Origin of the sequence: Aureivirga marina (genome assembly GCF_015767265.1) — a bacterium.
GTDB lineage: Bacteria > Bacteroidota > Bacteroidia > Flavobacteriales > Flavobacteriaceae > Aureivirga > Aureivirga marina.
Window position 1 is genome coordinate 343,746 of record NZ_JADPIB010000003.1, and the last position, 26,672, is coordinate 370,417.

Sequence of the window (26,672 nt, forward strand, 5' to 3'; positions counted from 1 at the left end):
AGCCGAATGAATCGGCTTTTTTTATTTTAATCGCATTGGTAACCCTGAAACGATAAAATACGCTTCGTTTGCCAATCTTCCAATTTCTTGATTCACCCAACCTTGTAATTCGGTAAATTTCCTGCCAACATGCGTTTGCGCATGTAATCCCATTCCAATTTCATTTGAAATAATGATAATTGTCGCTTTCTTTTCACTTAATTTAAAAAGTTCTTTTTTAGCAATAATCAAACACTTTTCAAAATCGTTTTTATGATCTGAAATAAGATTTGTCAACCAAAGTGTCACACAATCTATAACAACCACAGAATGTTCTGGAATTACATTTACTAAATTAATTTCCTCTTCAATTGTTGTCCAATTTTCATCTCTATCTGAAATATGACGATCTACTCTTTCTTGAAAATCTGTATCCCAAATTCTTGAAGTTGCCAAATAATAAGGTTTTTCTGTTATTTTTTTTGCATATTTTTCTGCAAAACTACTTTTCCCAGAACGTTCTCCTCCAGTTATATAACAAATCATATCGTTTTATTTTTTTATAAAATTTAGTCATTTTTTCTATGACTTTTAATTCTTTTGCTTTTTTCTTTTCAAAAAAACTGCAATAAAATAATTTTATCTAAAATATCAAATAATTAAAAAATTTGAATTACATTCGCCGAAGTTTTTGGTGTACCAATTAAATTGGTTTTAAGAATTAATAAAATTCTTGTTAATTCTTAAAAGGGAATTATGTGAAAATCATAAGCTGTCCCCGCAACTGTAAGCTAGAAAAATTATCAGATAAAAAATCCACTGTTTTTTAAATGGGAAGGAATTTGATAAAATGCAAGCCAGGAGACCTGCCAAAAACTAAGTTAAGAACAACTTTCGGGTGAAAGGTTAAGTGAACAAACATGAACAAAACAAGAAATTTTATACTATTTTTTGTAGTATTTTTGCTACAATTATTTTCTTTCGCACAAACTTCACAATCTAAAGATAGCATTCAGCAATTAGAAGAAGTTACTATCACAGGAATCAAATTACGCGATTTTTCTTCTGGTTTAAACATTTATAATTTCAAAAAAGTAGAATTAGAAAAAAACACAAAATCTTTGGGAAATTTCCTACAAGAAAATACTTCCATTTATTTAAAATCTTATTCCAATTCTATGTTGTCTTCTATTTCTTTTAGAGGAACTTCTTCTTCGCAAACTTCAGTTGTTTGGAACGGAATTCCAATTAATTCTTTTATGAATGGACAGACAGATTTTAATACTGTTTTCACGAATAGTATAGATCAAATTTCAGTTCGTGAAGGTGGAGGAAGTGTAATTTATGGCTCTGGAGCAATTGGTGGAACAATTCTTTTAGAAAACACCTTTGCTTTTTATGATAAATTTAAAAATCAAATTAGTGCAACTGTTGGAAGTTTTGATACTTATAAAACAAGATATCAATTGGATTTTGCAACGGAAAAATTTGCGATTAAATTTTCAGCAAATGCATTTAAATCTGAAAATGATTATAAATTTTTAGGAACTTCTAAAAAAAATAATGGAAGTTATGAAGGTTTAAATATTGGATTAAATGTTGCTACAAAAATTAATTCTAAAAATACTTTAAAGTTTTATTCTCTAGGAAATTTATTAGATCGAAACCTTTCTTCTACCCTTTTTAATAAAGCAAGAGATAAACAAAAAGATGAAAATCTTCGAACTTTACTGGAATGGAATTTCATTTCAGAAAAAAGTAATTCAAATTTAAAATTTGGTTTTATTCAAGATTTATATCAATATTTTTCTAATAGAGAAAATGAAAATCATGATTTTGGAAAAGGAAGAACTTTTATTTCGAAATACGATTTTATCCATAAAGTCTCAGAAAAAATTAAAGCAGGAATTGGTGTCGAATACACAAAAAATTGGAGTGACGGAACTGTAGAAAGTCACCAACGAAATACTTATGCTTCTTATTTTTTATTTAGACACTATTTAACCAACAAATTTGATTATGGTGTAAATATTCGAAAGGAATGGACAAAATCTTATGAGGTTCCTTTCGTTTATGCTATTGATTTTTCTTATCAAATTCTTCCATTTTATACAATTAAATCAAGTGCTTCTACAAATTTCAGAACACCAACTTTCAACGATTTATATTGGCCAAATCAAGGAAATCCAGATTTAAAACCAGAAGATTCAAAACAAATAGAAATTGGGAACTATTTTCAGTTTAAAAACTTTCATTTTAATTTAACAACTTATTTAATTCAAAGCAAAAATATGATTCAGTGGAAACCTACAGGAAATGTTTGGAAACCAATTAATGTTGCTGAAATGAAAGGTCATGGAATTCAGTTTTCAGGAATGTATAAATATACATTTGGAAATCATCAATTTAAATTGAATACAAACTTTAGTTATACCGTTTCAAAAGATGCTGAATTAGATACACAACTAATGTATGTTCCATTATTTAAAACAACAGAATCTTTTACTTATTCTTATAAATCTTTCAGTTTTAATTACCAGTTTTTATGGACTGATTCAGTAAAAAATCTTACAAATAGTGATCAAAAAATTGATAGTTTTAATGTCTCTAATATCTCATTTTTTTATAACTTCTTGCTTCAAAAAAACAGTTTAGACATTGGACTTGAAATGGATAATATTTACAATACACCTTATACGGTTGTTTATAATCGACCGATGCCAAATAGAAATTTTCAATTAACACTTACATATAAATTTTAGACCATGAATTTTAAAAAAATATCTGTTGCTTTATTAGCATCTGTGAGTTTATTTTTTGCATCATGTAGTAATGATGATGATAGTTCTTCAGCTCCATTAGGAGATTATGATAACGGATTATTTGTAGTAAACGAAGGAAGTTTCGGAAATACTTCTGGAACTATTTCTTTTATCCCTTACGATCTTTCTGAGGTAAAGAAAAATGTTTTCAAAACTGTAAATGGTGAGGATTTAGGAAGTTTAGCGCAATCAATGATTACCAATAAAAGCCGAGCTTATATCGTTGTGAATGATTCACATGTAATTCAAGTTGTAAATCGCTATACTTTTGAAAAAGAAGCTACAATTGATCAAGGATTAGATAATCCAAGATTTATGACTGTTTTTGGAACAAAAGCTTATGTTACGAACTGGGGAGATACAGCAGATGAAACAGATGATTATATTGCTGTTTTAGATTTAAATTCAAACACAGTTACTGAAAAAATTCCTGTAGAATTAGGTCCAGAAAAAATCTTTAATGTTGACGATAAAGTTTTCGTTTTACATCAAGGAGCTTGGGGACAAAACAATAAAGTTTCCGTAATTAATACAAATGACGATTCTGTAACAAAAGTAATTACTGTTGGAGATATTCCTAGTTCTGGAGCTTTGGATATTCAAGGAAACCTTTGGGTTTTAGGAGCTGGAAAAGCAGCTTGGACAGGAAGCGAATCAGCAGGTTCAATCACAAAAATTAATACGGCTACTTTAGAAATTGAAAAAACTATAAACTTTGAAACTTCTGAGCATCCAGGGTTATTAAACTTTTATAATAATACGTTTTATTATGTATTAAATGGAAGTTTATATTCTTTTGATTCTTCTATTGAAACAATTCCAACAGAAGCAAAATTATCTGAATTAAATGCTTATGGTTTAAAAGTAGGAAAAGACAAGGTATTTGTAACGGACGCTAAAGATTATATTTCTTATGGTGAAGTAAAAGTTTATGATTTAAACTCTTTCACAGAAGAAAAATCTTTAGAAGTAGGAATCATTCCAAATGCTGTTGTGTTTAATCAAATTGATTAAATTTTGTTGTATAATTCTAAATAAGAAGCTACTCATTTTGGGTAGCTTTTTTTATGTTTTCATTTAAGGTTTCTTTTTTCACTTTTTTGTCAAAACTTAAAACTTTAATACCTTTGTAACAGGCAATTAAGAATGTTAGAAAGAAATGATGAAGTTACGAAAAATATATAATGCCAAAACTATTGAATTTTATAATGTAGATACTTCTACAGAAATAAACTTACCTTTTGTTTCCAGTGGAATTAGCGCTGGATTTCCTTCTCCCGCAGATGATTTTTTAGATATTAATATAGATTTAAACAAACATTTAATTAAAAATCCTAGCACTACTTTTTATGGAAGAGTTCGAGGAGATTCTATGATTAATGCAGGAATCAGTAATGGAGATTTATTAATTATTGATAAAAGTTTAGAACCAGGAGATAATAAAATTGCAGTTTGTTTTATCGATGGAGAATTTACAGTAAAAAGAATTCAAATAGAAAAGGATATTATTTGGTTAATTGCTGAAAATGATGCTTATGCACCAATCAAAGTTACTAAAGAAAATGACTTTATCATTTGGGGAATTGTAACCAATGTAATTAAGAGTTTTTAATGTTTGCTTTAATCGATTGTAATAATTTTTATGCTTCTTGTGAACGTGTTTTTAATCCAGCATTAAATCACCAACCTGTTGTTGTACTTTCCAATAATGATGGTTGTGTAATTGCTCGTTCTAATGAAGCGAAAAAACTTGGAATTCCAATGGGAGCTCCTGCATTTAAATTTGCTTCTACTTTTGAAAAACATAATATTCATATTTTTTCTTCTAATTATGCTCTTTATGGTGATATGAGCAGTCGTGTAATGAATTTACTTTCTGAATTTACTCCAGAAATTGAAATTTATAGTATTGATGAAGCATTTTTAAAATTTGATGGTTTTGAGCTTTTTGATTTAGAAAAAATTGCTTTTCAAATGAAACAAAAAGTTACAAAAGGAACTGGAATTCCAATAAGCATAGGAATTGCACCAACAAAGGCTTTAGCGAAAGTTGCAAATAGAATTGCCAAGAAATTTTCAGAAAAAACGAATGGAATTTATATTATTGATTCTGAAGAAAAACGATTAAAAGCTTTGAAATGGCTTCCTATTGAAGATATTTGGGGAATTGGAAGACGACATGCAAAAAGATTGCGAAATATTCAAGTTAAAACTGCTTTTCAATTTACAGAGCTTCCAGATGATTGGGTTCGAAAAAATATGACTATTGTCGGATTGCGATTAAAACATGATTTACAAGGAAAACCAACTTTGGATTTAGAACAACCAGCTTCCAAAAAAATGATTGCTACAACTCGTTCTTTTGATCGAATGCTTTCTGATTATGAAGATATTCGGGAACGAATAGCAACTTTTGCAATTTCTTGTGGCGAAAAACTCCGAAAACAAAATTCTCAATGTAATTTGCTTATGATTTTTTTACATACAAATGGTTTTCGAAAAGATTTACCTCAATATGGAAAAAACATTGTTATAAATACAGAATTTCCTACAAATTCTAGTATTGATTTGGTAAAATATGCGACAAAAGGTTTAAGAAATATTTTTCAAGAAGGATATCAATATAAAAAAGCTGGTGTGATTGTTATGGGATTAACGCCAAATAATCAAAAACAGTTTAGTTTGTTTTCTGAAGAAAATCCAAAACACGAAAATTTAATGAAAATTGTAGATCGTTTGAACTTTTCCTATGGAAATAATAAAGTCAAATTTGGAAGTCAATCTTTGGATAAACAATGGAAAATGAAACAAGAAAAATTATCTCCGAGATATTCGACAAATATTCATGAGATAATTAATATCAATGTGAAAAAAGATAAAAAGAAATAGATATGTGTTTTCATAGTTCGCAAACAAAAAAAGTCCAAGAATTAGAAAGTCGATATAATGTAAAATTATCTGAAAAAGTAAATCGACCATATTTTGATGTTCCACAATTTCATATTAATGGATTTTCTCATCCGAATATGTTAGTAATTCCACAAGAAAAAAAATCGGTTTTATTTCCAGGAATTTGGGGAATTGCTCCTAAAAATGTACATCCAGATTCATTAGATAATTATTATAAAGAAGCAATTAAATTCGGAGGAGGATTGAATGCGCAATCAGAAAAATTATTTAAACATTTTCTTTACAAAGAATCAATTTTTACACGACGATGTATTATTCCAGTAACTGGTTTTTTTGAACCTCATGAATTTGAAAAACAAAAATATCCTGTATATGTTTCACCAAAAGATGAAAGTACATTTTCGCTTGCAGGAATTTATTCTATAGTTGGAAAAAAAGTTACTTTTTCTGTTTTGACAAAGGAAGCTTCTCCTCTATTTTCTAAAATTCATAATACAAAAAAGCGTCAGCCTGTTCTTTTATCTAAAGCAACTGAAAAAAAATGGTTGGATGAAAATCAATCTAAAAACGACATTTTAGAAATGATTAAAATGCCTTATTCTGAAAAAAATGTTTCTTATTTTACTGTAAACAGAGATTTATTTCATCCAAAAATCGATTCCAATGAACCATATATTTTAGAAAAAGTAGATTATGGCGTTACTTTTAAATAACATTATCTAATAATTCTTGAAATTTATCTACAAAAAGTCCAAGATGATAACCATCAGCCAAACCGTGATGCACTTCAATATGCATAGGCATCAAAAATTTTGTTCCATCTTGATTAATTTTTCCGAATCCAACTTTTGGAAAAGTAACATGTGGATCAAAAAGAGAAAATCGCAAACTGATAAATTTCAATTTTGGAACTGTAGAATATAAAACAAAATTATGCGTAGGTGTTAAAACTTCCATTCCCATATCCTTCTGAGACAAAGCTTTATCAAACTCTTTTGAAGCATGATTAGTAAAGATTTCAAAATCATTAAAATAATTACACCTAGCTAATTTAAACGTTTTATTTTCATGTAAAAGAACAGTTACAACATCTAAATTGTCATAAATTACAATATCATCTCCTTGAATTCTATAAGTTAATTCTTCTACAGAATTTAATGCTTTATGTGCTTGAAAGTGATAATAATGGTGAAGAGATTTTTTGTTTTCTTTACAAAAATGATATCCATTTGTAATGTCCAAATCGACTGTTACTCCTATTCTTGGATTTGTTGTATTTCTAAAAAAATTAAAATATTCCTTCCGCTTCCAATTCTCTTTATTTATGATTTTCATTTTTTAGATTTTTATCAAAAAAAATTATAACTTTATATAAGTTACGCTTTTTTAAGAGAAAAAGCTCTTTAAATCCTTTAATTTTTTGTAAAATTTTTAAATATTCACAAAAAACAAATCTTAAAATTTTAACATATCTATATTTTTTTATGTTTTTTTATAAATATTATTTAACTAAAAAAATATTTTAATTTATTTTCAATAAAAATAAAACATAACGGTTAAACTATAGTTAAGATTAAAATTCTTTATTATACTTTTACATCGATTCTAAAAACAACAATAATTAAAATAATAAGATACATAATTAACAATAAATATTCGTTTTTCAAATGAATTAAACAATATTCAACAGAAAAACATATTGATAGTGAAAAAGTGAAAAAGTTGCTTTTATTGATGATTTTATATTGCGACATCAATTTAAGTTTTTTGAAAATTTTCTAAAAATTTTCCAAGTTCTATCACATTCAATAAGATTGAGAGAATTCTTTTTCATAGAATTATTTTTAATAAAATACCAAAACACACAACATTACAGCTATTATTATTCCGGTATTTCGTTAAAATCAAATTTTATTTTTGAATTTATTACACACATTTTCTTGAAATATATTTCAATAATTACGTACAAAGGATCCAATTAGAGAAATCATTTCAAAACATTACAGCTAGCTAGAGTGTGAAATTCAAAGAATAGAATGAGATAGTTTATTTGTTTAACATTCAAATTTTTTTAAAAAACACATGAAGAAAAACTACGTAAGTCCATTAGTTTTTTCACTTTTTTGTGCATTTTCATTATCGATGTCAGCACAAAAAACGGACGCCGTTAAAAACCAGCACACTGATGCTTTTGGAGCCCCAAAATTCATCAACTTTAAAGAAAACTCGAATTTATCTCAAAAAAATATACAGTCAGCTTTTACTGATTATTTAGAATTAAACCCTGAAGATTCATTTATTAAAATCAAACAATTTAATGATGACTTTGGTTTTATTCATGAAAAATATCAGCAATATTATAAGGGAATTAAAGTTGAATTTGCTACATATTTAGCGCACTATAAGAGTGGTAAATTGAACTCAATTAATGGAGAAATGTATAGAATAAAAAATCTAAACACAACTCCTACTCTTTCAGCACAACAAGCTTTTGATTATGCTTTAAAACACATTGGAGCTTCAAAATATTTATGGGATTATCCAGAAAGTGCGAAAGCAATGGATAACTATGAAAAACCTGAAGGAGAATTAGTTATTATTCCAAACTACGAATCTCTTGATAGAGGAAAAGATTTAGAAAACAATGTAAAACTTGTGTATAAATTTGATATTTATGCAACTAGCCCGCTTAGCCGTGGTGATGTTTATGTGGATGCGCAAACAGGAGAAGTTTTATTCTACAATGCCATCATCAAGCATGCCGGAAATTTAGGACACACGGGAGAAGATAGTCATAATCACGAAGTTTCAATGGTTCCTAATTATGGATCTGTAGCTTCTGAAGCTACTCCTATGGCTGTTGCTTCTGGAACTGCACAAACAAGATATAGCGGAACGCAAACAATTGAGACAGCTTATAGTGGTGGGAGTTATATTTTAAGTGATTCTGGAAGAAAAATTTATACAAGAGATGCTAAAAACATTGCTCCAATTGGAAATACATATCCTTATGTAAATAATTATACGCAATTTACGGATAATAATAACAATTGGACAACTTCTGAGCATAGTGCAGGTAAAGACAATGGAGCTTTAGATGCACACTGGGGAGCGATGAAAACATATGACTATTTCGAAGACAAACACAATAGAAATAGTTTTGATGGAAACGGAACGCAAATTAGAAATTATGTTCACGTTTCAACAAATTATGACAATGCATTCTGGAATGGATCTGTAATGTCTTACGGAGATGGAAGTTCAAACGGAAACGAAGGACATGGAAATTTTGACATTTTAACAAGTGTTGATATTGCAGCCCATGAAATTGGACATGCTATTTGTGATTATACGGCAGAACTTGCTTATCAAAGAGAATCAGGAGCGATGAATGAAGGATTCTCTGATATTTGGGCTGCTGCTGTAGAAGTATTTTCTGGAGCTACAGATTCAGATAAAGACGAATGGTTATTAGGAGAAGAAATCGATCGAAGAAGTGGTTCTATTGCTCTACGTTCAATGAGTAACCCTAAAGCTAAAGGACAACCTGATACTTATGAAGGAACATATTGGAAAAATGTAAATTGTGGTGTACCTACATTAAACAATGATTATTGTGGAGTTCACACAAACAGTGGGGTTTTAAATCACTGGTTCTATATTTTAACTGTTGGTAAAGCAGGAACAAATGACAAAGGTGATAGTTATAATGTAACAGGAATCACTATGGACAAAGCAGCTCGTATTGCTTACCGTTTAGAAAGTGTTTATTTAACATCAAATTCTACTTATGCTGATGCGAGAACTTATGGAATTCAATCTGCTGAAGATTTATATGGAGCAAATTCTACTGAAGTTATCGCTACTACAAATGCTTTTTATGCTGTAGGTATTGGTGAAGAATATGATGATGGAACACCTAAATATTGTGATTCTAAAGGAACTAATGTAAGTGATGAATATATTAATAGAGTTCAATTAGGAACAATTAATAATACAAGCGGATCAAACGGAGGTTATGCTGATTTCACTTCAATGTCAACAAATGTTAGTAAAGGACAATCGTATTCAATTACAATTACACCAGGATGGACTGGAGATGCTTTTAGCGAAGGATATGCTGTTTGGATTGATTATAACAACGATTTAGATTTCGAAGATGCTGGAGAATTAGTTTGGTCAAAATCTCCTTCTAAAGATACTTCTGTAACTGGAACTTTCACTATCCCAACATCAGCTGCGACTGGAGAAACTAGAATGAGAGTTACTATGCAATATAATAAAGTTTCTACTGCTTGTGAAACATTTACTTATGGTGAAGTAGAAGATTATACTGTAAATATTGGAGGAAGTACGGCTGATACACAAGCTCCTTCTGCTCCAACAAGTTTAGCTGCTTCTGGAACTACAAAAACAACAACAAACTTAACTTGGAATGCTTCATCTGATAATGTTGGTGTTACTGGTTATGATATTTATATTGGATCAAACAAAATTGGTTCTTCAACAGGAACTAATGTTGAAATTTCAGATTTATCTCCAAGTACTACTTATACTTTCAGAGTTAAAGCAAAAGATGCTGCAAACAATATTTCTGGATTTAGTAATACTGTTAGTGTAACAACTTTATCAAATACTGTTTCTTATTGTACAGCAAGTGGAAATAGCACAAGCGATGAGTGGATTGATTATGTAAAATTAGCAAACATGAGCAATGTTACTGGAAGTAATGGTGGATATGGAAACTTCACAAACAAAACTGCTAATGTTTCAAGAGGAGGAACTTACGTATTAACTGTAAGTGCTGGATTCTCAGGAAGTGCTTATATGGAAAACTGGAGAATTTGGATTGATTTTGATCAAGATGGAAGTTTTGAATCTGGTGAACTAATTTCTTCTGGTGCTTCGACAAGTTCTGGAAACTTAACTGAAACATTTACAATTCCTAACTCTGCTATATTAGGAAATACAAGAATGAGAGTTGTAATGATGTATGGTAATGGAAACCCAACAGTAAACCCATGTGGAACATTTAGTTTCGGAGAAGTTGAAGATTATACAGTAAATATTGGAACTTCTTCTTCAGTTGGTTTAACTGCTGATTCTGTTCCTTATTCTACAATTGGATATGAAACATCTCCTAACTTTACATTAGAGGTTTATCCAAACCCTGTAACTTCTGGAGAAATTACAATTTACTCTGGAGAAAGAGGAAATACAGAATTTACAATTACTAATTTATTTGGGCAAATAGTTAAAGCTGGAAAAGTTTCAAACAGACCTGTGAATGTACAAGATTTAAATACTGGAATGTATTTAATCAAAGTAAGTGATGGTCAAAAAAGCTTAACTAAAAAGTTATTCATTAAATAATTTTCTTGAATTATTAATGTTACTCAAATGCCATCCGATTGGATGGCATTTGTTTTTTATAAAACTTCTTTAATTTTCTTTAAATAAAATTCGTTAAAAGTCATTCCATTATGACCAAAATTTTCTATGGAAATTAAATTAATTTGTGGATGATTTTTTTTCAGTTTTAATGAAGAATTAAAAGGAATCACTCTATCAGAAATTCCATGAAAAATCGTTATTGGTAATTTATTTTGTTTTAAATATTCATTAGAATCAAATTTATATTTTAAAATACTTTTAGGAATCCAAGAAAAATTTTGCTCCATAATATCTGTCAAACTAAAATATGGTGTTTGTAAAATTAATTGCTTTGGATTATTCTCTGAAGTAAGTTTCGAAGCCATTCCAGAACCTATTGAATAACCTAAAATTGTAATTTGATTTTCTGGATATTTTTTCTTGATAAAATCATAAACTATTTGATTGTCTTTAAAAAACTTGTTCTTCACTTGTTATCTTTCCATCACTTTTCCCATAACCTCGATAATCATAGACAAAAACATCATAATTTAAAGTATTATATACTTCAGCTACATTTCCCCAAGAATCTAAATTCCCTGCATTCCCATGCATATAAAAAATAATTCCTTTTGGATTTTCTACTTTAAATAATAACCCATTTAAAGATACTTCATCTCTTACTTCAACGAAAATTTCTTCGAAATTATTAATGAATTGATATGAATGATTTTTTGAAAGTTTTGTTGGAATAAAAATTATTTTTTCTTGAAAAAAATATAATAAAACACAAATAATTAAATAAATAGAAACAAGTACAATTCCTGTCCCAATTAAAAACTTTTTCATAGATCAATTTTAATAACTCAATAAATATCTAAAATAATTCGTAAAACTAAATTATTTTACATTAATTTAACACATATTTTGCTATTAATATAAATAATTATTAAAAATGGAAGATAAGTCTTACAATAAATGGGATATTACTACAAAAATATTCTCTGCATTACTTACAATTATTGTTATCATAATCGGTATTTACCAATATTCTGAAAATAGTATTTTAGAATTTAAAAGAGGATTTTATAGTACACAATTAGAACAGTATAAAAAACTAACTGAAATTACTGCAAAACTTAGCATAATAGACCCTGATTCAGTTAAAACTAGCTCTTTTACAAAACTAAAAAATGAATTTCGAATTTGTTATTATGGTACAGTTAATATGGTTTCTGATAAAAGAGTTGAAGAAGCTTTAATTAATTATTATAAAAGTTTGGAAGAATTTGAATCTAAAATAATTGATAGTGATGAACTTCAACAAAAAGCATTAAACTTAACACAAGCATGTAGAAAATCAATATTAAAAACATGGAAACTAGATACAGAAAAAGAATACCTTTTAAATTGAATATTTTTATTATTTTCATTGTAATATTCAATTTTCATGGCATATCACAAAACAGAATTTATTCCCCAGAATTCACCCTCAATAAAATTAAAATAAAACCTGTCTCTAAATTTTCTAAACCAGATATTTTAGAAATACATATTCCTACGAATAATCCTAACACTAAAATCATTATAACTGAGCTTGTATTTAAAAGATATTTTAAACGAACTCCTTTATTTATCAGCAATAGTCAATGGAATCGAAGATGGGCAAGAACAAAACCTAACGAACTGACACTTAAAGTTGAGAACAAAGAATATGTTAATATTTATCTATCTAATATATTTACTGATCTTCATCCAGCAGAACAACAGCTTTTAAGAAAATTTACACTCAAAATTACAAAAGCACATATCGTTCATAAAAATGGAGATATTGAACAAATAAGTGATAATGATTTTAGTTTTAATAAACTATATAAATTCATTAGAAACAAATGAATAAACAAATAAAAATTAACAATGATAGTTCTTTTCAAAAATTATTTTCAGTAAGGGAACAAATTTTAAAATGGAATTTTGAAGAAGTCAAAGGAATTGGTTTTTTTAGAGGTCATGATATTTATGCACATGTTGAATTTAAAATATATAAATCCGAAGAACAAAACGGTTATATTAAATGGAATATTTCTGATGATTTATTTCCTTATATAGTAGAACAAAATCAATTAAGAATTCTTAGCAATACTTGTTTAAAATTGAAAAATTATGTTGCTGCAATAAAAGGAATTGATATTAATCTAACTTTTGAAATCACTAATATTGGTTTTCATCCGACTTGTAATTGGTGGAAAGCTTCATATAATGCTTTTGTAAATGGATTTATAAGTTGTTTTAATGAGGAATTATATCAAAAAAATAAATTAAAAAGCGACAATTATTTTAAAAATATTGATGATATAAAAATGGTTTTAGGACAATCCCCCTAAATAACAAAAACTGTTTTTATAAACAAAACATTTTCTTTTAGTTTTTCATCATTAGTCTTACTTTAAGTATTTATAATAAGCTTTCAAAATAAAAAAGAAATCAGTTGAAATTAATCTTAATTTTAGCAGATTTTTTATTTCTATTCTATTTTCTTTTTTTTATAAATTTGCTTTGAAAAAGAAATTGTTATTATTTAAATCTAATAAAAAATGCAAGAATACTTAGAGTTTGAAATTGAAAATGAAGAAAGATTTCATTTACTAAAAAATATCTTTCTAAAAATAAAAAGAGAAAAAGAAACTTATTTCAAAACAAATATCGAACCTTCAGATAAATTGGAAGATTGGAATCATTATTTAGATGAAAATGCAATTCAATATTTTAATAAAAGAGAACTAATTCTTGATTCTGAAGAACAAAAAATCTATAATAAACTTTGGCATTTAACGGATCCACAAATAAGAATTCATCACCCGATGTTTAACACAAATGATAATTGGAGTTTTGATGGAACAATAAGCACAATTTTCGAGGGTGAGTATGATTTAATCTCTATTGAAAAACATTACAATAAAGGGAAACTTACTATTGAACAACATGGTATTCCATTTGGTGGAACGGAAAGTTTAGTTCAATTAATTGAAGCTTTTGGAAATAAAGTTACACATGATTCTTGGCATGAAGGGCCACACATTAGGCCAGAAATTAGTTGGAATTTTGAATTAGCGAAAAAACTAGTTAAAAATGGAAAAGGTGTTGAGCAGCTCTTAAAAAAACATAGAAAAAAATCAACTATTAAAATTGAAAAAGAATGGTTTGACTATGAGTTTGGTTATGTAAATATTGACACTAAAAATATATATTTAACGAATACTGGCAACTGGCATGAAACTCGTAAATTAGATGAAAAATCTATTTACACCTCCAGAAAAAAGAATAAAAAAACAGGCTTCTCTTTTATTTTAATATTATTTGCTGTTTTTCTACTAATAACATATTTTTTTAAAGAAGGTAATCTTATTTTAAATGGTTCTATCTTTTTAGGTTTAATATCTCTTATTTATGTCATTGATATTACATTTAAAAAAGAATATGGAGAACAATTTAAAATTCCATTTGAAAAAATTAAAGCAATACATTTATACGAAAAACATGCAAATATTTTTTTTAATGATAAAATGAATAATCCAAGCTCTATCTTAATCACAGAAATTGATTCTAAAGGAATTATGATTTTAAAAAACCTAAAAGAGCAATTAGGAATGATATATTATAAAGACTAATTAAAATATTAGTCTTTTTTTAATTTAAATTCTTCTCTTATTCTCAAAATTTCATTTTTAACCTCAACAAAATCTTCATCATTTAAAATATCATCAAAATTATGTGTATGATATTCATTAGAAAATATATCACAACATTCATTTAAAATCTCTAAACAAGTATCTTTATTTCCTAATAATAAATTTGTTTTTGCCAAACCATAAAAAGGACCTGTATAAAAATTTTTACCTAAAGCTTTACTTTTTTCATATAACTTTTTACATTCTAAAAATGTTTCTTTATTCGTGTAGTTTTCAAAACACTTAGCATATTCCATCAAAAAGTCAGCATAATGAATATATAACTGAAAATCATTTATTTCTTTTTCAGCATTTTCATAAATAGTATTTCCTTGTAAAAATAACTTTTTCGCAGTTTCTTTTCTTCCCTTTTTTAAATGAATAAAAGCCATATCTTTTAATGTTTCACTTGCATAATGAGGATTTGTCCAAGTTTTTGGATTTACAATAATTGCATTTTGATAATAATTTAATGCTATTTCAAAAAACTCTAAATCCAATTCATGTTTTGCTATTTTATGAAAAAGATGGCCAATAGAAGTCAAAAAATGTTCATCTTCTAATTTTAAATTCCTTATATGTTTAGAAAGTTTTTTAATTTCTTTCCAAATTAATGCAACGTCTTCCTGAGAAATTCTACAAGTTTCTTCACTTGGATATTTAATCCATTCCGTAATTCTTGATAATGTTTCTATCCAATGAAAATAAATTATTGGATCTTTTTCAGCAAATGGAAGGATTATTTTTTTAAAATCTGTCTGAAAATCTTTAAAATAAAATTGATAATTTTCAAATTTTAAACCTAAAAAACTATATTGTCTATCTAAAAAAGAATGAATTGCCATACCATTAAAAGCAAAAAAACCTCTTTGATTTTCTTCTTTTCTTTCAATAATAATAGCTTCTAAAAGCAATTCTTTTATTTTATTCAAATTCTTTTTGGGAAAATCATTTTGAAGTTGGCATCGAACAAATATATTTTGTGCAATATCATTTAAAGTAGTAACACTTTCCTTATTTTCTTTTAAATATTGATTTAAATAATCCAAACAAAGTTGATTATATTCTAATTTTTCTTGCTTTTGCTTTGAAACACTCGAAAGCATTTCATAAATATGTGCTTTGTAATACAAATATTGATCAAAATCTGGAGAAAGTATTTTAATATTTTCTACCGTTTTAAGTAAATCAAAAATCCAATCTAATTCGTTGAATTTTCCACACATATAATCATAATGACTTTGACAAAATTCTGAATCATATGTGTCTATCAAAATTTCTTTTTCTATTTTATCATCATTCTCTTTAATAAAAGAAAACAATTCATTTAAAGTGGGAACTTTTTCTTCGAAAGTATATTTTTTAATTAAATTTTCTAACGTTTTCATTTTTGATTTTTCACAAAAATAAATAAAAAACAGCATGATAAATCTCAAACTGTTAATAATTCATTCCTACTCAAAATAATCAAATTTTCATCCGTTTTTTGAATTTTATAATTCAACTTCCATAAAACTTCTGCAACTTTCTTTCCTTTTATAGATTTTAATTTTCGCAAAGGAGAAATAATCAAACCTAAAAAATCAAAAACTTTACTTACAGTTCCTTCCCATTTTCTTTCTAATTCTCGTTTTCCAACCAAACCATTTGGACGTAAAATAATCGTTTTATCAAAATGTAAATCTTTTATAGAAACTTCCAATTCTGCTTTCATATTTCTATAATAATTTGAAGAATTTATATCTTGCCAAGGAGAAGAAACCAAAGCATACGTTTTTATACTATTTTGTTTTGCACTTTTCGCAGCGTAAAACTGAAAAATATAATCCACTTTATATTGATTTTCCTTACTTCCTGCTTGACTTTTTGTAGTTCCTAAACAAGAAAATAAAACATCCCCTTTTATGTATTTTAAATAATCATTAAAATCTTCAAAATCTATTTGAAATTCTTTAATCTTTATATGTTCAAATTTAGTTTTTCTTCGTACAATCAACCGCAGTTCTGTACAATTTTCATCATCAATTAGATATTGAACTAAATGTCCACCAACCAAACCTGTCGCACCAATAACAACTGCTTTATATTTCATAATTTAAAATTTTACATTTGTTGTTTTCTCTGAAACTTTCCATAATTTTTTCGCTACAACATCATCAAAAACCATTGGTTTTATTTTCACAAGTTTTGGATAACCAAACATTCCAAATCTTGGTCCGTAAAATTCCATTCCTTTCACTTCTGGATCTGTTGCAGCTTTTAATGCAGGTAAAGCTCCTTTATAAACTGGTTGTGCTAAAATTTTAGTCAACTTTCCTCCGATTCCAATTGTTTGTTGTCTTTCTGTAGCAGATAAACCCGGATGCGCAGCTATAGAAATAGCATCGATATTTTCCTTTTCAAATTTCAACTGTAAACTTCGCATGAAAATCATATTAGCAAGTTTACTATCTCCATAAGATTTCACTCGGTCATAAGGTCGTTTTTCCCAATTTAAATCATCAAAATCAATAATTCCCCAACGATAACCTCCACTACTCATAGTTACAACACGAGCATTTTTTGTTTTTTTAATCAGAGGAAATAATCTTCCTGTTAAAGCAAAATGTCCAAAATGATTGGTTGTCATGTGCATTTCTAAACCTGAAGCAGTTGTTCCTTTTTCTTTTAAATTCACAACTCCAGCATTATTGATTAAAACGTCTAAATGTGTATATTTTAAGATAAATTCATTTGCAAATTTTTCAATAGAATTAAAATCCGTTAAATCTAAAGGAATCACATGTAAAGTTGTATCGGAATTTTGAATTTCATTTTTTATTCTTTCAACAGCTTTCCAACCTTTTTCTTCATTTCTACATGCAATAATCACATTTGCGCCTTTCTTTGCAAATTCCAAACTCATTTGAAAACCTAAACCTGTATTTCCACCAGTAATAATGACATTTTTGCCTTTTTGATTAGGCATTTTCGTAGTATCCCAATTTTTATTTTTCATTGTGATTTGTTTTTTGCAAAGTTCTATATTAAGATACTACCATTTCTGAAACTAATTTCAGAAATCAGAGTTTATGTTTTAATTTACTTAACCATTGTGGTGTAATTCCTAAGAAATCTGCAATATATTTTGATGGAATATTTTGAATAATTTGCGGAAAATTATCTTTTAAATAAACTAACATTTCTTCACTTGTAAGATTCGTCAATAATGTTCGAATTGTATTTTTTTGAAGAAGTGATTTTAAACCATAATCGTAAATAAATCGTCCATTTTTAGAATTTTCAAGAAAATATTCAAAATCTCTTTTATCAATTTCTAAAACAGTTGTATTTGTATAAGTTTTTAATTGGTAAATAGATTTACTTCCATGATAATAGGATTCCGCGATTGTAGCTAAAGGATGAAAAGAAGGAATAAAAAAATTAATTGCTTTTTCAGCGCCAGTTTTTGGATGAATAAAAAGTAAAACCATTCCTCCTTCTAAAATTAAATATAGTTTATTTACTTTTTCTCCATGATTAATTAAAACTTCATGACTTTTAAAGTTCTTTAAAGTTCCAATTTCTTTAAATTCATTAATTATTTCCTCTGAAAATTCGTGTTTTTGTTTTTTCATTTTATCAATTTAAAAAAATGAATTCAAAAATAGAATTAATCTCAAAAGAAAAAACCAGAAAGAAAATTCTTTCTGGTTTTGACTTTTATTAAAGTAAGTAATTTAGATGTAAGTTTCGTTTATTTTATTTCGATTTTATAAAAATCTACTTGTGTTAAAGGTGTTCGTTTATTAAAAAAGAAATCTACATAAGTTGCATCATCTTCTTTTAGATTTACAGCGATTGTAGTTCTTCCCATTTCTTTATTTGTATTATCAAATGCTTTTAGTTTCAATTTCCCATCAAAATTCTTATTTGCAATTAAATACACAACAACTTTTGAAGAATCTTTTTCTGATTCTCTTGCAGTTCTTCCTAATTCAAAATAGTTTGAAAAAATAGAATCTGTTTGAACATTTACTCGAGATAAACTTTTATCAAAACCAGAACTTGTTCCTTTAATCACTTCTCCTAAACCTTCACTCGCAGATTCTGCTGCTTCTTTTCCGTCGCTTTTTAATGCATCTCCTGCTCCTTTGATTAATTTAGATTTAATTGCTACTAAAGAATTACCTTCTTCTTCCGCTTTTGCTTTTTTTTCTTCTAAACTTAAACATGATGTTAGTGAACATGCAAAAATTAAAACTAATAACTTTTTCATTCTTTACAATTTGTAATAAATCAAATATAAAACATTGACAATAAACTAACTGATAACATTTTAACCTATTCTAATATTATTTTATTCTTTATACAAATCTATCAAACGAAAACTATATGGAGTCCATAAACTATGCTTTAAACCTACATATTTAAAAGCATTATTCACCCAAGAATTACAAGTTTTAAAACAAGAATAACTTCCATTTGCTTTATAAAATTGGTCATCATAACCATATCCTTCATTTAGAAGTAATACTTTTTTATCATTTTCTATTTGAAATGCGTTTTCAAGATATGTATTCATTTTTTTTAATTCCACATCAGAAACAGCTATTTTAACCCAATCCGATTCTTGTCTATAAAACTCTGTCAAATGCATTAAAGTTTCACTTTTATAAAAAAGAGCTTTCATTGCATTTTTAAAAGTTAAATCACTCCAAGAAGGCGTATTTAAATAAAAATCTTTATCTCCCCAACCAAAAGCAATATATTTTGAATTGTTTGAAAAATGTAGTCCATTTTTTAGAGTGGAATTCATTTCGGAAACGGGTAAAACAATATCCAAATGCACACCATTTGTAGCTAAATAAATAATTTTATTTTTTTCTTCTGAAAGTTCTTTCGGGTGAATTGTTATATAAGTTGTAATTAAAGAAATTATTCCATAAAGAACTGGAATTAATAGGAATCCTATTAAAATTCTCTTTATAATTTTCATCGATTTTTTTATTCTTTTTATTTTTCCCAAACGTACAACATTAAGTCTGCATCATCATTTGGTATTTTAATTATTTCTTGAAATTCTAAATCTAATTTTTCTAAAAGTTTTCTCGAACTTAAATTCTCTTTTAAAGTAATCGCACTTATTTTATCTAAACCTTTTTCTACAAAAATTTCTTTTAATTTATAAGCACTTTCAAAAGCATATCCTTTTCCTTCAAATTCTGGCAAGAAAGCAAAACCAATGTCTAAACCGTCTACACCTTCTCTATCATACATTCCACAAGAACCAATTTTCTTTTGATCTTCTTTTCGGATAATTGTAAAATTTCCAGTGCCAAAATTTTCATAGGAATGTAGCATTCTTTCTTTAATATGTTCTTCTGCTTGTTCTGTAGTATTTATGTTTCTATTACCGATAAATTCGATATATTTTGGTGTATTTAATAAATTTATAACCAAATCTACATCGGATAAATTAGAAGCACGTAGAATTAAACGTTCTGTTTCATAAATTTTACTCTGACTCATAATGTTTTTTTTAATTAATTGATTTAATAAATGTAATTTATTATTTAGAATTAAATAATCTTTCTTTAAAAAATCTTCGAATGAGATCAGAATAAATATATATTTTAAATAAAAATCGGTATTAATTAAAACACCGATTTTTTCAATTATTCTATTTCAAAAAGTGCATGAATTTCATATCTCAAAATAATCTTTTTTGAATTCTCAAAATCAAGTGTTTTACTATTAGATCTGGAAAGTACATTTGCAGTTAAAGAATTTAAACTACTATTATTATAAGAAGGAAACGAATAATCATTTTCTCTAATTTCAATTGGTTTTCCTAATATACTTCCAATTGCTTCTAATAAATATTTCGCTTTATCTCTTGCAGCAACTATCGCATTGATTTTTGTTTGTTTTCTAAATTCTGTAATTTTTGAATGGTTATAACTATGAATCCCAACATCTTCTAAACCTTTAAAATTCAAAAATTTAATCAATTCATTTGCTTTACCAAAACTATCTAATTTAATAATATATGTTTTTCCTAAAAGTGACTCTTTTCCTTTATAATAATCAAAATCTTGAATCTCTGAAATTGTAATATTTTCATTTTTAATTCCATGTTTTTTTAGGTTTTGAAACAATTCATTTTCCAACGTTTCAATTGTAATTTTTGTTTTGTAACGTTTTACCTTTTTCCCTTCATATTCTTCTTTATAAAACTCTTTTAATTCTATCTTTAAATTTACTTCATCTGGAATGATTTCCATTTTTGCACTTCCAGTTACTCTAATAGTTCTTTGCTGATTTTGAGTTTCTTGAGAAAATGAAACAAATGAAGTTAAAAACAAGACAAATAATACCAATTTTTTCATAATATTTATTTAATTTTATATTTAGTTCATAGCATATATAGTATAATCTATTGAATTTTTAAAATTATTTTGTAAAAACATTTATCAAAAATTGCATTAAACTGAAAATCAAACACATTTAATTATGTTTTATGAAAAACCAATTGGAAAACTTTCTTTTAAAAATCGAGTTTTCATCTATTTAAAAAATGATCTTTCTTATTATTTACTTTTAATTATTTTAATTTTAAGTATTGTAGTAATTCTAAAATCTAATAATGTTGACTTTAAAAGTGCTTATTATTTAAATTTTAATACTAAAACTGCTAAAGGAGAAATTATCGATGTTTTTAATACCGATAAATATCAGCTAACTACAATAACTCATATCAATAATTCCGAAGAATCTACCTCCTTAGCTACACGTGAATTTTTTGGATATGAATATGTTTATGAAGTCGATAATAAATTATATCGTTGGACTTCATACTCTTATAATCTAAACCGTTTAAAAGTTGGAGATATTGTTGAAATTGAATATAATATAAACCATCCTGAATTTAGTCGAATTACTAATTTCACAAATTCTCCAGGAATATTTTCTTTTTCAATTTATAGCGGAATTTTACTTTTATTTATTATTTTCTTTCTTTTAAATCTTAGATCTGGATTCCGATTCTATAAGAAAATTCAAAAAGGTTTTTTTGTAAAAGCTTTTTTAAAAGAAGATACAATTGAAAATGATTTCCCAGAATTAAAACAAATTTTTGAACAATTAGGAGAAACTTTAAAAACGGATAATTTACCTAACACAAAACAAATTACGAATATTGAAGTGAACTATGATATTCCTGATAATCCAACTTATAAACTAACTTATTCTTATAAGTTTGATGGACAACAATTTCAGAAAATATTTAAAACAGATTTTAAACTAATAAGATCAAAACTTACAGATGAATATTATGAATTATTAATTCATTTTCCACATAGTTCTGAAGAAGCAATTTTAGTAGACTCTAAAAATAATGTTACTGCAAAAGCATTAAAAAAAGTTGCTAAAGAACAATATAATATCTAAAAAATAAAAGGCTGTTTGATTAAAAAACAGCCTTTCCTTTTATATCATTTTACAAATTTGCTTAAACAGCTTTCCTTTCGTGATTTCACAACCAGCTTGAAGCATTTGAAACAATTCTTGATTTCTTTCAGAATCATATTTTTTCTTTCCTTGTAAAACAGTAACTTTTTCTTTATCCTGTATATTTAAAAATAACCACTTCACTCCTTCTGGCTCTAAAAGATTCACCTCAGCTTCTTTCACCTGAATCATAATTCTAGACAACACATCTTCATCGCAAAAAAACACATTAATCGTTTTTTCTCCTAAATGTTCTAAATAAAAAGTATTATCTAAAATTTTATCCCAAATCAAATCACTAAATTTTGCAGCAATTTCTATATTTTCTTGCGTTGCATCCTCCCAAGAAAGATTTTTAATTTCTTGTTTTTTCAAAAACTGTTGAAATTCTTTTTCAAAAGGTTTGAATTGAGTATTGTTTAATATTTTATATTTCATGTAAATTCTTTTCTATTTTCTATTTAAAAAAGCAAGCAAAAATAGGAATATTCCTAGAAGTTTTCCACAAAATAATTGTAAAAATATTATTCATTCTTCTATACCTAATTTTCTAATTATTTCTTTAAATTTGGCGTTTAATAACCAACACAACTAAAATAAAAAATGATTGTTTTTTTTAAATCAAATAACAATTCTATCTATGCTTTAGAATCTAAAGCAGAAATCAACAACGACACAATTCAGAAATTATCTTGGCTTTTCGGAAACGCAACATATATTACAGAACCTTCATTAGAAGGTTTTTTTGTTGGTCCTAGAAAAGAAATGATTACTCCTTGGAGTACAAACGCTGTGGAAATTACACAGAATATGGACATTCATGGAATTGAAAGAATTGAAGAGTATAAAATTGTTGAAGAAAATGCGGATTTCGATCCGATGTTAGAAGCTAAATATCACAATCTTAATCAAGAGATTTTTACAGTAAATGTAACTCCTGAACCTATTTTAGAAATTGATGATATCGCTGCTTATAATGAGCAAGAAGGTTTAGCTTTAAGCCAAGAAGAGATTGAATATTTAGAATCTTTAAGTGAAAAAATTGGAAGAAAATTAACCGATTCTGAAGTTTTTGGATTTTCACAAGTAAATTCTGAACATTGTCGTCACAAAATTTTCAATGGAACTTTTGTGATTGATGGTGAAGAAATGCCAACTTCTTTATTCAAATTAATCAAAGAAACTTCAAAACAACATCCAAACGGAATTGTTTCTGCATATAAAGATAATGTTGCTTTTGTTAAAGGACCAAAAATTCAACAATTTGCCCCTAAAAGCGCTGACAAACCAGATTTCTATCAAACTAAAGAAATCGATTCTGTTCTTTCTTTAAAAGCAGAAACACATAACTTCCCTACAACTGTAGAGCCTTTTAACGGAGCTGCAACAGGTTCTGGTGGAGAAATTAGAGATAGACTTGCAGGTGGAAAAGGTTCGCTTCCTTTAGCTGGAACAGCGGTTTATATGACTTCTTATTCTCGTTTAAAAGAAAATCGTCCTTGGGAAAAAGCAATGGATGAAAGAGAATGGTTATACCAAACTCCAATGGATATCTTAATCAAAGCTTCTAATGGAGCATCTGATTTTGGAAATAAATTTGGGCAACCATTAATTACTGGTTCTGTACTTACTTTCGAACATGAAGAAGATGCAAAGAAAATTGGTTACGATAAAGTAATCATGCAAGCTGGAGGAATTGGTTATGGTAAAAAACAGGAAAGTTTAAAAGATACACCAAAGAAAGATGATAGTATCGTAATCTTAGGTGGAGATAACTATAGAATTGGAATGGGTGGAGCTGCTGTTTCTTCTGCGGATACAGGAGAATTCAGTAATGCAATTGAATTAAATGCAATCCAACGTTCGAATCCTGAAATGCAAAAGCGTGCTGCAAACGCTATTCGTGCAATGGTAGAAAGTGATGAAAATCCTATTGTTTCTATTCACGATCACGGAGCTGGTGGACACTTAAACTGTTTATCAGAATTAGTAGAAGAAACTGGAGGAAAAATCAATATGGACAATCTTCCTGTTGGAGACCCAACACTTTCTGCTAAAGAATTAATTGGTAACGAATCTCAAGAAAGAATGGGATTAGTTATCAATAAAAAAGACATTGATACTTTACACAGAGTTGCAGACAGAGAAAGAGCTCCTTTCTATGATGTAGGAAATGTAACAGATGATCATAAATTTACTTTTGAATCTGAAAAAACTGGTGCAAAACCAATGGATTTAGATTTAGAAGATATGTTCGGAAGTTCTCCTAAAACTATCATGAATGATGTAACTATAAAGAAAAACTTTGCAGAAGTTTCTTATGATACTTCAAAAATCGAAGAATACATTTCGCAAGTTTTAAAATTAGAAGCTGTTGCTTGCAAAGACTGGTTAACAAACAAAGTGGACCGTTGTGTAACTGGTAGAGTTGCAAAACAACAAAATGCTGGACCATTACAATTACCATTAAACAATGTTGGTGTAATGGCTTTAGATTATTTAGGTCAAAAAGGAGTTGCTACTTCTATTGGTCACGCTCCTGTAAGTGCTTTAATTAATCCAGAAGCTGGTTCTAAAAACTCTATCGCAGAAGCATTGACAAATCTTGTTTGGGCGCCTTTAGAAGAAAACTTAAAATCTGTTTCTTTAAGTGCAAACTGGATGTGGCCTTGTAAAAACGAAGGTGAAGATGCAAGATTATACAAAGCTGTAAAGAGTGTTTCTGATTTTGCAATTGAATTAGGAATTAATATTCCAACAGGAAAAGATTCACTTTCAATGGCACAAAAATATAAAGGTGAAACAGTGCTTGCACCAGGAACGGTTATTATTTCAACTGTTGGAGAATGTAGCGATATTTCTAAAGTCGTAGAGCCTGTTCTTTCTAAAGAAGAAAATAACGAGATTTTCTATATTGATTTCTCTAAAGATACATTCAAATTAGGTGGTTCTTCTTTCGGTCAAATCTTAAATAAATTAGGAAATGAAGTTCCTACAATCAAAGACGCTTCTTACTTCGCTTCTACTTTCAATACGATTCAACAATTAATCAAAGAAGGAAAATTAACTGCTGGACATGATATTTCTGCTGGAGGTATGATTACTGCTTTATTAGAAATGTGTTTTGCAAATACAGAACTTGGAGCTGAAATCAACTTAAACGGAATAAAAGAAGAAGATTTAGTAAAAATCTTATTTGCTGAAAATAGCGGAATCTTAATTCAAACCACAGATACTGCTTATGTTTCTTCTGTTTTAGAAGCAAACAATGTAGATTTCTATTCAATTGGTAAAGTAGTTGCTGCTGATAAATTATCAATTGTAAAAGGAGAAACTACTTTAGACTTTTCAGTTTCTGCAATGCGTGATGAATGGTATGAAACTTCTTATTTATTAGATAAAATGCAATCTGGAGAGCAAAAAGCTACAGAACGTTTTGAAAATTATAAAAACCAAGCATTAGAATATAAATTCCCAGCGAACTTTACAGGAAAACGTCCTGAAATTGATGCTACAAAGCCAAGAATCAAAGCAGCAATTATCCGCGAAAAAGGTTCTAACTCAGAAAGAGAAATGGCAAATGCAATGTACATGGCAGGTTTTGATGTAAAAGACGTGCACATGACAGATTTAATTTCTGGTAGAGAAACTTTAGAAGATATTCAATTTATCGCAGCAGTTGGAGGATTCTCTAACTCGGATGTTTTAGGTTCTGCTAAAGGTTGGGCTGGAGCTTTCTTATACAATGAAAAAGCAAAAACTGCTTTAGATAATTTCTTCAAACGTGAGGATACACTTTCTTTAGGAGTTTGTAACGGATGTCAATTGTTTGTAGAATTAGGTTTAATCAATCCAGAACATGATGAAAAACCTAAGATGTTACACAATGATTCACACAAATTCGAAAGTATCTTTACTTCTGTAGAAATTGCTGAAAATAATTCTGTGATGCTTCATTCTTTAGCTGGTTCAAAACTTGGAATTTGGGCAGCACACGGTGAAGGGAAATTCCATTTACCAAAAGAGGAAAGCGAATATCAGATTCCTGCAAAATATGGTTTTGAAGGTTACCCTGCAAACCCTAACGGATCTGATTATAACGCAGCAATGTTAAACTCAAAAGATGGTCGTCACCTTGTGATGATGCCACACTTAGAACGTTCTACTTTCTCTTGGAACTGGGGTTACTATCCAAACAACACAGATGAAGTTACTCCTTGGTTAGAAGCTTTTGTAAACGCAAGAGTTTGGTTAGAGGATAAACAATAATTTTGTACTTATATATATTGAAAAACCCGAGTTTTAGCTCGGGTTTTTTTGGTTTTATATTTACTGTTTAAATTTAAATGCAGATGATTTTTACATATTT

Annotated in this window: 25 protein-coding genes and 1 riboswitch; of the genes, 12 read left to right on the top strand and 13 right to left on the bottom strand. The window is 27.7% G+C overall.

Features of this window, described 5'->3' with window-relative positions; translation table 11 throughout:
* Positions 1-21: 21 nt before the first annotated feature.
* Entirely contained in the window at positions 22-525 is a 504-nt protein-coding gene (locus I1A51_RS08305; protein WP_196892933.1) for a bifunctional adenosylcobinamide kinase/adenosylcobinamide-phosphate guanylyltransferase, read from the bottom strand.
* Between the two features lie 132 nt (positions 526-657).
* Positions 658-867: riboswitch (cobalamin riboswitch) on the top strand.
* 32 nt (positions 868-899) lie between these two features.
* Here I1A51_RS08305 and I1A51_RS08310 point away from each other — a divergent pair.
* The 5 genes from I1A51_RS08310 to I1A51_RS08330 all read left to right on the top strand — a co-directional run bounded on the left by I1A51_RS08310 (position 900) and on the right by I1A51_RS08330 (position 6,424).
* Positions 900-2,741 (top strand): TonB-dependent receptor plug domain-containing protein, encoded by a 1,842-nt coding sequence (locus tag I1A51_RS08310; protein ID WP_196892934.1) that lies wholly within the window; start codon positions 900-902, stop codon positions 2,739-2,741.
* Positions 2,742-2,744: 3 nt separating this feature from the next.
* A complete protein-coding gene (locus I1A51_RS08315) occupies positions 2,745-3,815 on the top strand; it encodes a DUF5074 domain-containing protein (RefSeq protein ID WP_196892936.1) in 1,071 nt (356 codons plus the stop codon).
* A gap of 148 nt (positions 3,816-3,963) precedes the next feature.
* Positions 3,964-4,413: a LexA family protein gene (locus I1A51_RS08320; protein ID WP_196893182.1), complete on the top strand. Its 450-nt coding sequence runs from the start codon at positions 3,964-3,966 to the stop codon at positions 4,411-4,413.
* Entirely contained in the window at positions 4,413-5,690 is a 1,278-nt protein-coding gene (locus I1A51_RS08325) for a Y-family DNA polymerase (RefSeq protein ID WP_196892938.1), read from the top strand. The genes I1A51_RS08320 and I1A51_RS08325 overlap by 1 nt, the downstream gene beginning before the upstream one ends.
* 2 nt (positions 5,691-5,692) lie before the next feature.
* Entirely contained in the window at positions 5,693-6,424 is a 732-nt protein-coding gene (locus I1A51_RS08330) for an SOS response-associated peptidase (RefSeq protein ID WP_196892940.1), read from the top strand.
* On the opposite strand, the gene I1A51_RS08335 is transcribed toward I1A51_RS08330, so the two are convergent.
* On the bottom strand, positions 6,417-7,046 hold the full coding sequence (locus tag I1A51_RS08335; RefSeq protein WP_196892941.1) for a CatA-like O-acetyltransferase: 630 nt from the start codon (positions 7,044-7,046) through the stop codon (positions 6,417-6,419). The two genes, I1A51_RS08330 and I1A51_RS08335, sit on opposite strands and share 8 nt — an antisense overlap.
* A gap of 747 nt (positions 7,047-7,793) precedes the next feature.
* Here I1A51_RS08335 and I1A51_RS08340 point away from each other — a divergent pair.
* Positions 7,794-11,084, top strand: a complete 3,291-nt coding sequence (locus I1A51_RS08340; RefSeq protein ID WP_196892943.1) for a M4 family metallopeptidase — start codon at positions 7,794-7,796, stop codon at positions 11,082-11,084.
* Positions 11,085-11,140: 56 nt separating this feature from the next.
* Here I1A51_RS08340 and I1A51_RS17630 read toward each other — a convergent pair whose 3' ends face one another.
* Together I1A51_RS17630 and I1A51_RS17635 are read right to left on the bottom strand one after the other, a co-directional pair.
* Entirely contained in the window at positions 11,141-11,575 is a 435-nt protein-coding gene (locus I1A51_RS17630; protein WP_231373992.1) for an alpha/beta hydrolase, read from the bottom strand.
* The gene (locus I1A51_RS17635; RefSeq protein ID WP_231373993.1) at positions 11,556-11,933 is read right to left on the bottom strand and encodes an alpha/beta fold hydrolase; all 378 of its coding nucleotides are present in this window, start codon (positions 11,931-11,933) and stop codon (positions 11,556-11,558) included. Before I1A51_RS17635 ends, I1A51_RS17630 begins: the two co-directional genes overlap by 20 nt.
* A 106-nt stretch (positions 11,934-12,039) precedes the next feature.
* On the opposite strand from I1A51_RS17635, the gene I1A51_RS08350 reads away from it, so the two are divergent.
* The 4 genes from I1A51_RS08350 to I1A51_RS08365 all read left to right on the top strand — a co-directional run bounded on the left by I1A51_RS08350 (position 12,040) and on the right by I1A51_RS08365 (position 14,752).
* Complete coding sequence (locus I1A51_RS08350) at positions 12,040-12,498, top strand: hypothetical protein (RefSeq protein WP_196892944.1); 459 nt, start codon at positions 12,040-12,042, stop codon at positions 12,496-12,498.
* On the top strand, positions 12,459-12,980 hold the full coding sequence (locus tag I1A51_RS08355; RefSeq protein WP_196892946.1) for a hypothetical protein: 522 nt from the start codon (positions 12,459-12,461) through the stop codon (positions 12,978-12,980). Before I1A51_RS08350 ends, I1A51_RS08355 begins: the two co-directional genes overlap by 40 nt.
* Positions 12,977-13,468, top strand: coding sequence for a hypothetical protein (locus I1A51_RS08360; protein WP_196892948.1), 492 nt, complete (start codon positions 12,977-12,979; stop codon positions 13,466-13,468). Before I1A51_RS08355 ends, I1A51_RS08360 begins: the two co-directional genes overlap by 4 nt.
* Before the next feature lie 210 nt (positions 13,469-13,678).
* Positions 13,679-14,752, top strand: a complete 1,074-nt coding sequence (locus I1A51_RS08365; RefSeq protein ID WP_196892949.1) for a hypothetical protein — start codon at positions 13,679-13,681, stop codon at positions 14,750-14,752.
* 8 nt (positions 14,753-14,760) lie between these two features.
* Here the strand turns inward: I1A51_RS08365 and I1A51_RS08370 are convergent, their stop codons facing one another.
* The 8 genes from I1A51_RS08370 to I1A51_RS08405 form a co-directional block, all read right to left on the bottom strand.
* Positions 14,761-16,200 (bottom strand): hypothetical protein, encoded by a 1,440-nt coding sequence (locus I1A51_RS08370; protein WP_196892951.1) that lies wholly within the window; start codon positions 16,198-16,200, stop codon positions 14,761-14,763.
* Positions 16,201-16,244: 44 nt separating this feature from the next.
* Complete coding sequence (locus tag I1A51_RS08375; protein WP_196892953.1) at positions 16,245-16,904, bottom strand: NAD(P)H-binding protein; 660 nt, start codon at positions 16,902-16,904, stop codon at positions 16,245-16,247.
* Between the two features lie 3 nt (positions 16,905-16,907).
* A complete protein-coding gene (locus tag I1A51_RS08380; protein ID WP_196892954.1) occupies positions 16,908-17,810 on the bottom strand; it encodes an oxidoreductase in 903 nt (300 codons plus the stop codon).
* 64 nt (positions 17,811-17,874) lie between these two features.
* Complete coding sequence (locus I1A51_RS08385; protein WP_196892956.1) at positions 17,875-18,429, bottom strand: Crp/Fnr family transcriptional regulator; 555 nt, start codon at positions 18,427-18,429, stop codon at positions 17,875-17,877.
* 119 nt (positions 18,430-18,548) lie between these two features.
* A complete protein-coding gene (locus I1A51_RS08390; RefSeq protein ID WP_196892958.1) occupies positions 18,549-19,070 on the bottom strand; it encodes a hypothetical protein in 522 nt (173 codons plus the stop codon).
* A gap of 81 nt (positions 19,071-19,151) precedes the next feature.
* Complete coding sequence (locus I1A51_RS08395; protein WP_196892960.1) at positions 19,152-19,790, bottom strand: DUF2459 domain-containing protein; 639 nt, start codon at positions 19,788-19,790, stop codon at positions 19,152-19,154.
* Between the two features lie 17 nt (positions 19,791-19,807).
* Complete coding sequence (locus tag I1A51_RS08400; RefSeq protein ID WP_196892961.1) at positions 19,808-20,323, bottom strand: GNAT family N-acetyltransferase; 516 nt, start codon at positions 20,321-20,323, stop codon at positions 19,808-19,810.
* Positions 20,324-20,469: 146 nt separating this feature from the next.
* Positions 20,470-21,183 (bottom strand): SIMPL domain-containing protein, encoded by a 714-nt coding sequence (locus I1A51_RS08405; RefSeq protein WP_196892963.1) that lies wholly within the window; start codon positions 21,181-21,183, stop codon positions 20,470-20,472.
* Between the two features lie 124 nt (positions 21,184-21,307).
* On the opposite strand from I1A51_RS08405, the gene I1A51_RS08410 reads away from it, so the two are divergent.
* Positions 21,308-22,243 (top strand): DUF3592 domain-containing protein, encoded by a 936-nt coding sequence (locus I1A51_RS08410; protein ID WP_196892965.1) that lies wholly within the window; start codon positions 21,308-21,310, stop codon positions 22,241-22,243.
* A gap of 39 nt (positions 22,244-22,282) precedes the next feature.
* Here I1A51_RS08410 and I1A51_RS08415 read toward each other — a convergent pair whose 3' ends face one another.
* Positions 22,283-22,741, bottom strand: coding sequence for a DUF6495 family protein (locus I1A51_RS08415; protein WP_196892967.1), 459 nt, complete (start codon positions 22,739-22,741; stop codon positions 22,283-22,285).
* Positions 22,742-22,906: 165 nt separating this feature from the next.
* On the opposite strand from I1A51_RS08415, the gene purL reads away from it, so the two are divergent.
* Positions 22,907-26,572, top strand: a complete 3,666-nt coding sequence (gene purL / locus I1A51_RS08420) for a phosphoribosylformylglycinamidine synthase (RefSeq protein WP_196892969.1) — start codon at positions 22,907-22,909, stop codon at positions 26,570-26,572.
* Positions 26,573-26,672: the final 100 nt, after the last annotated feature.

Bases quoted from the DNA above. Each gene is read 5' to 3' on its own strand.
- I1A51_RS08305 (WP_196892933.1), bottom strand. From the start codon at position 525: ATGATTTGTTATATAACTGGAGGAGAACGTTCTGGGAAAAGTAGTTTT.
- I1A51_RS08310 (WP_196892934.1), top strand. From the start codon at position 900: ATGAACAAAACAAGAAATTTTATACTATTTTTTGTAGTATTTTTGCTA.
- I1A51_RS08315 (WP_196892936.1), top strand. From the start codon at position 2,745: ATGAATTTTAAAAAAATATCTGTTGCTTTATTAGCATCTGTGAGTTTA.
- I1A51_RS08320 (WP_196893182.1), top strand. From the start codon at position 3,964: ATGAAGTTACGAAAAATATATAATGCCAAAACTATTGAATTTTATAAT.
- I1A51_RS08325 (WP_196892938.1), top strand. From the start codon at position 4,413: ATGTTTGCTTTAATCGATTGTAATAATTTTTATGCTTCTTGTGAACGT.
- I1A51_RS08330 (WP_196892940.1), top strand. From the start codon at position 5,693: ATGTGTTTTCATAGTTCGCAAACAAAAAAAGTCCAAGAATTAGAAAGT.
- I1A51_RS08335 (WP_196892941.1), bottom strand. From the start codon at position 7,046: ATGAAAATCATAAATAAAGAGAATTGGAAGCGGAAGGAATATTTTAAT.
- I1A51_RS08340 (WP_196892943.1), top strand. From the start codon at position 7,794: ATGAAGAAAAACTACGTAAGTCCATTAGTTTTTTCACTTTTTTGTGCA.
- I1A51_RS17635 (WP_231373993.1), bottom strand. From the start codon at position 11,933: ATGAAAAAGTTTTTAATTGGGACAGGAATTGTACTTGTTTCTATTTAT.
- I1A51_RS08350 (WP_196892944.1), top strand. From the start codon at position 12,040: ATGGAAGATAAGTCTTACAATAAATGGGATATTACTACAAAAATATTC.
- I1A51_RS08355 (WP_196892946.1), top strand. From the start codon at position 12,459: ATGGAAACTAGATACAGAAAAAGAATACCTTTTAAATTGAATATTTTT.
- I1A51_RS08360 (WP_196892948.1), top strand. From the start codon at position 12,977: ATGAATAAACAAATAAAAATTAACAATGATAGTTCTTTTCAAAAATTA.
- I1A51_RS08365 (WP_196892949.1), top strand. From the start codon at position 13,679: ATGCAAGAATACTTAGAGTTTGAAATTGAAAATGAAGAAAGATTTCAT.
- I1A51_RS08370 (WP_196892951.1), bottom strand. From the start codon at position 16,200: ATGAAAACGTTAGAAAATTTAATTAAAAAATATACTTTCGAAGAAAAA.
- I1A51_RS08375 (WP_196892953.1), bottom strand. From the start codon at position 16,904: ATGAAATATAAAGCAGTTGTTATTGGTGCGACAGGTTTGGTTGGTGGA.
- I1A51_RS08380 (WP_196892954.1), bottom strand. From the start codon at position 17,810: ATGAAAAATAAAAATTGGGATACTACGAAAATGCCTAATCAAAAAGGC.
- I1A51_RS08385 (WP_196892956.1), bottom strand. From the start codon at position 18,429: ATGAAAAAACAAAAACACGAATTTTCAGAGGAAATAATTAATGAATTT.
- I1A51_RS08390 (WP_196892958.1), bottom strand. From the start codon at position 19,070: ATGAAAAAGTTATTAGTTTTAATTTTTGCATGTTCACTAACATCATGT.
- I1A51_RS08395 (WP_196892960.1), bottom strand. From the start codon at position 19,790: ATGAAAATTATAAAGAGAATTTTAATAGGATTCCTATTAATTCCAGTT.
- I1A51_RS08400 (WP_196892961.1), bottom strand. From the start codon at position 20,323: ATGAGTCAGAGTAAAATTTATGAAACAGAACGTTTAATTCTACGTGCT.
- I1A51_RS08405 (WP_196892963.1), bottom strand. From the start codon at position 21,183: ATGAAAAAATTGGTATTATTTGTCTTGTTTTTAACTTCATTTGTTTCA.
- I1A51_RS08410 (WP_196892965.1), top strand. From the start codon at position 21,308: ATGTTTTATGAAAAACCAATTGGAAAACTTTCTTTTAAAAATCGAGTT.
- I1A51_RS08415 (WP_196892967.1), bottom strand. From the start codon at position 22,741: ATGAAATATAAAATATTAAACAATACTCAATTCAAACCTTTTGAAAAA.
- purL (WP_196892969.1), top strand. From the start codon at position 22,907: ATGATTGTTTTTTTTAAATCAAATAACAATTCTATCTATGCTTTAGAA.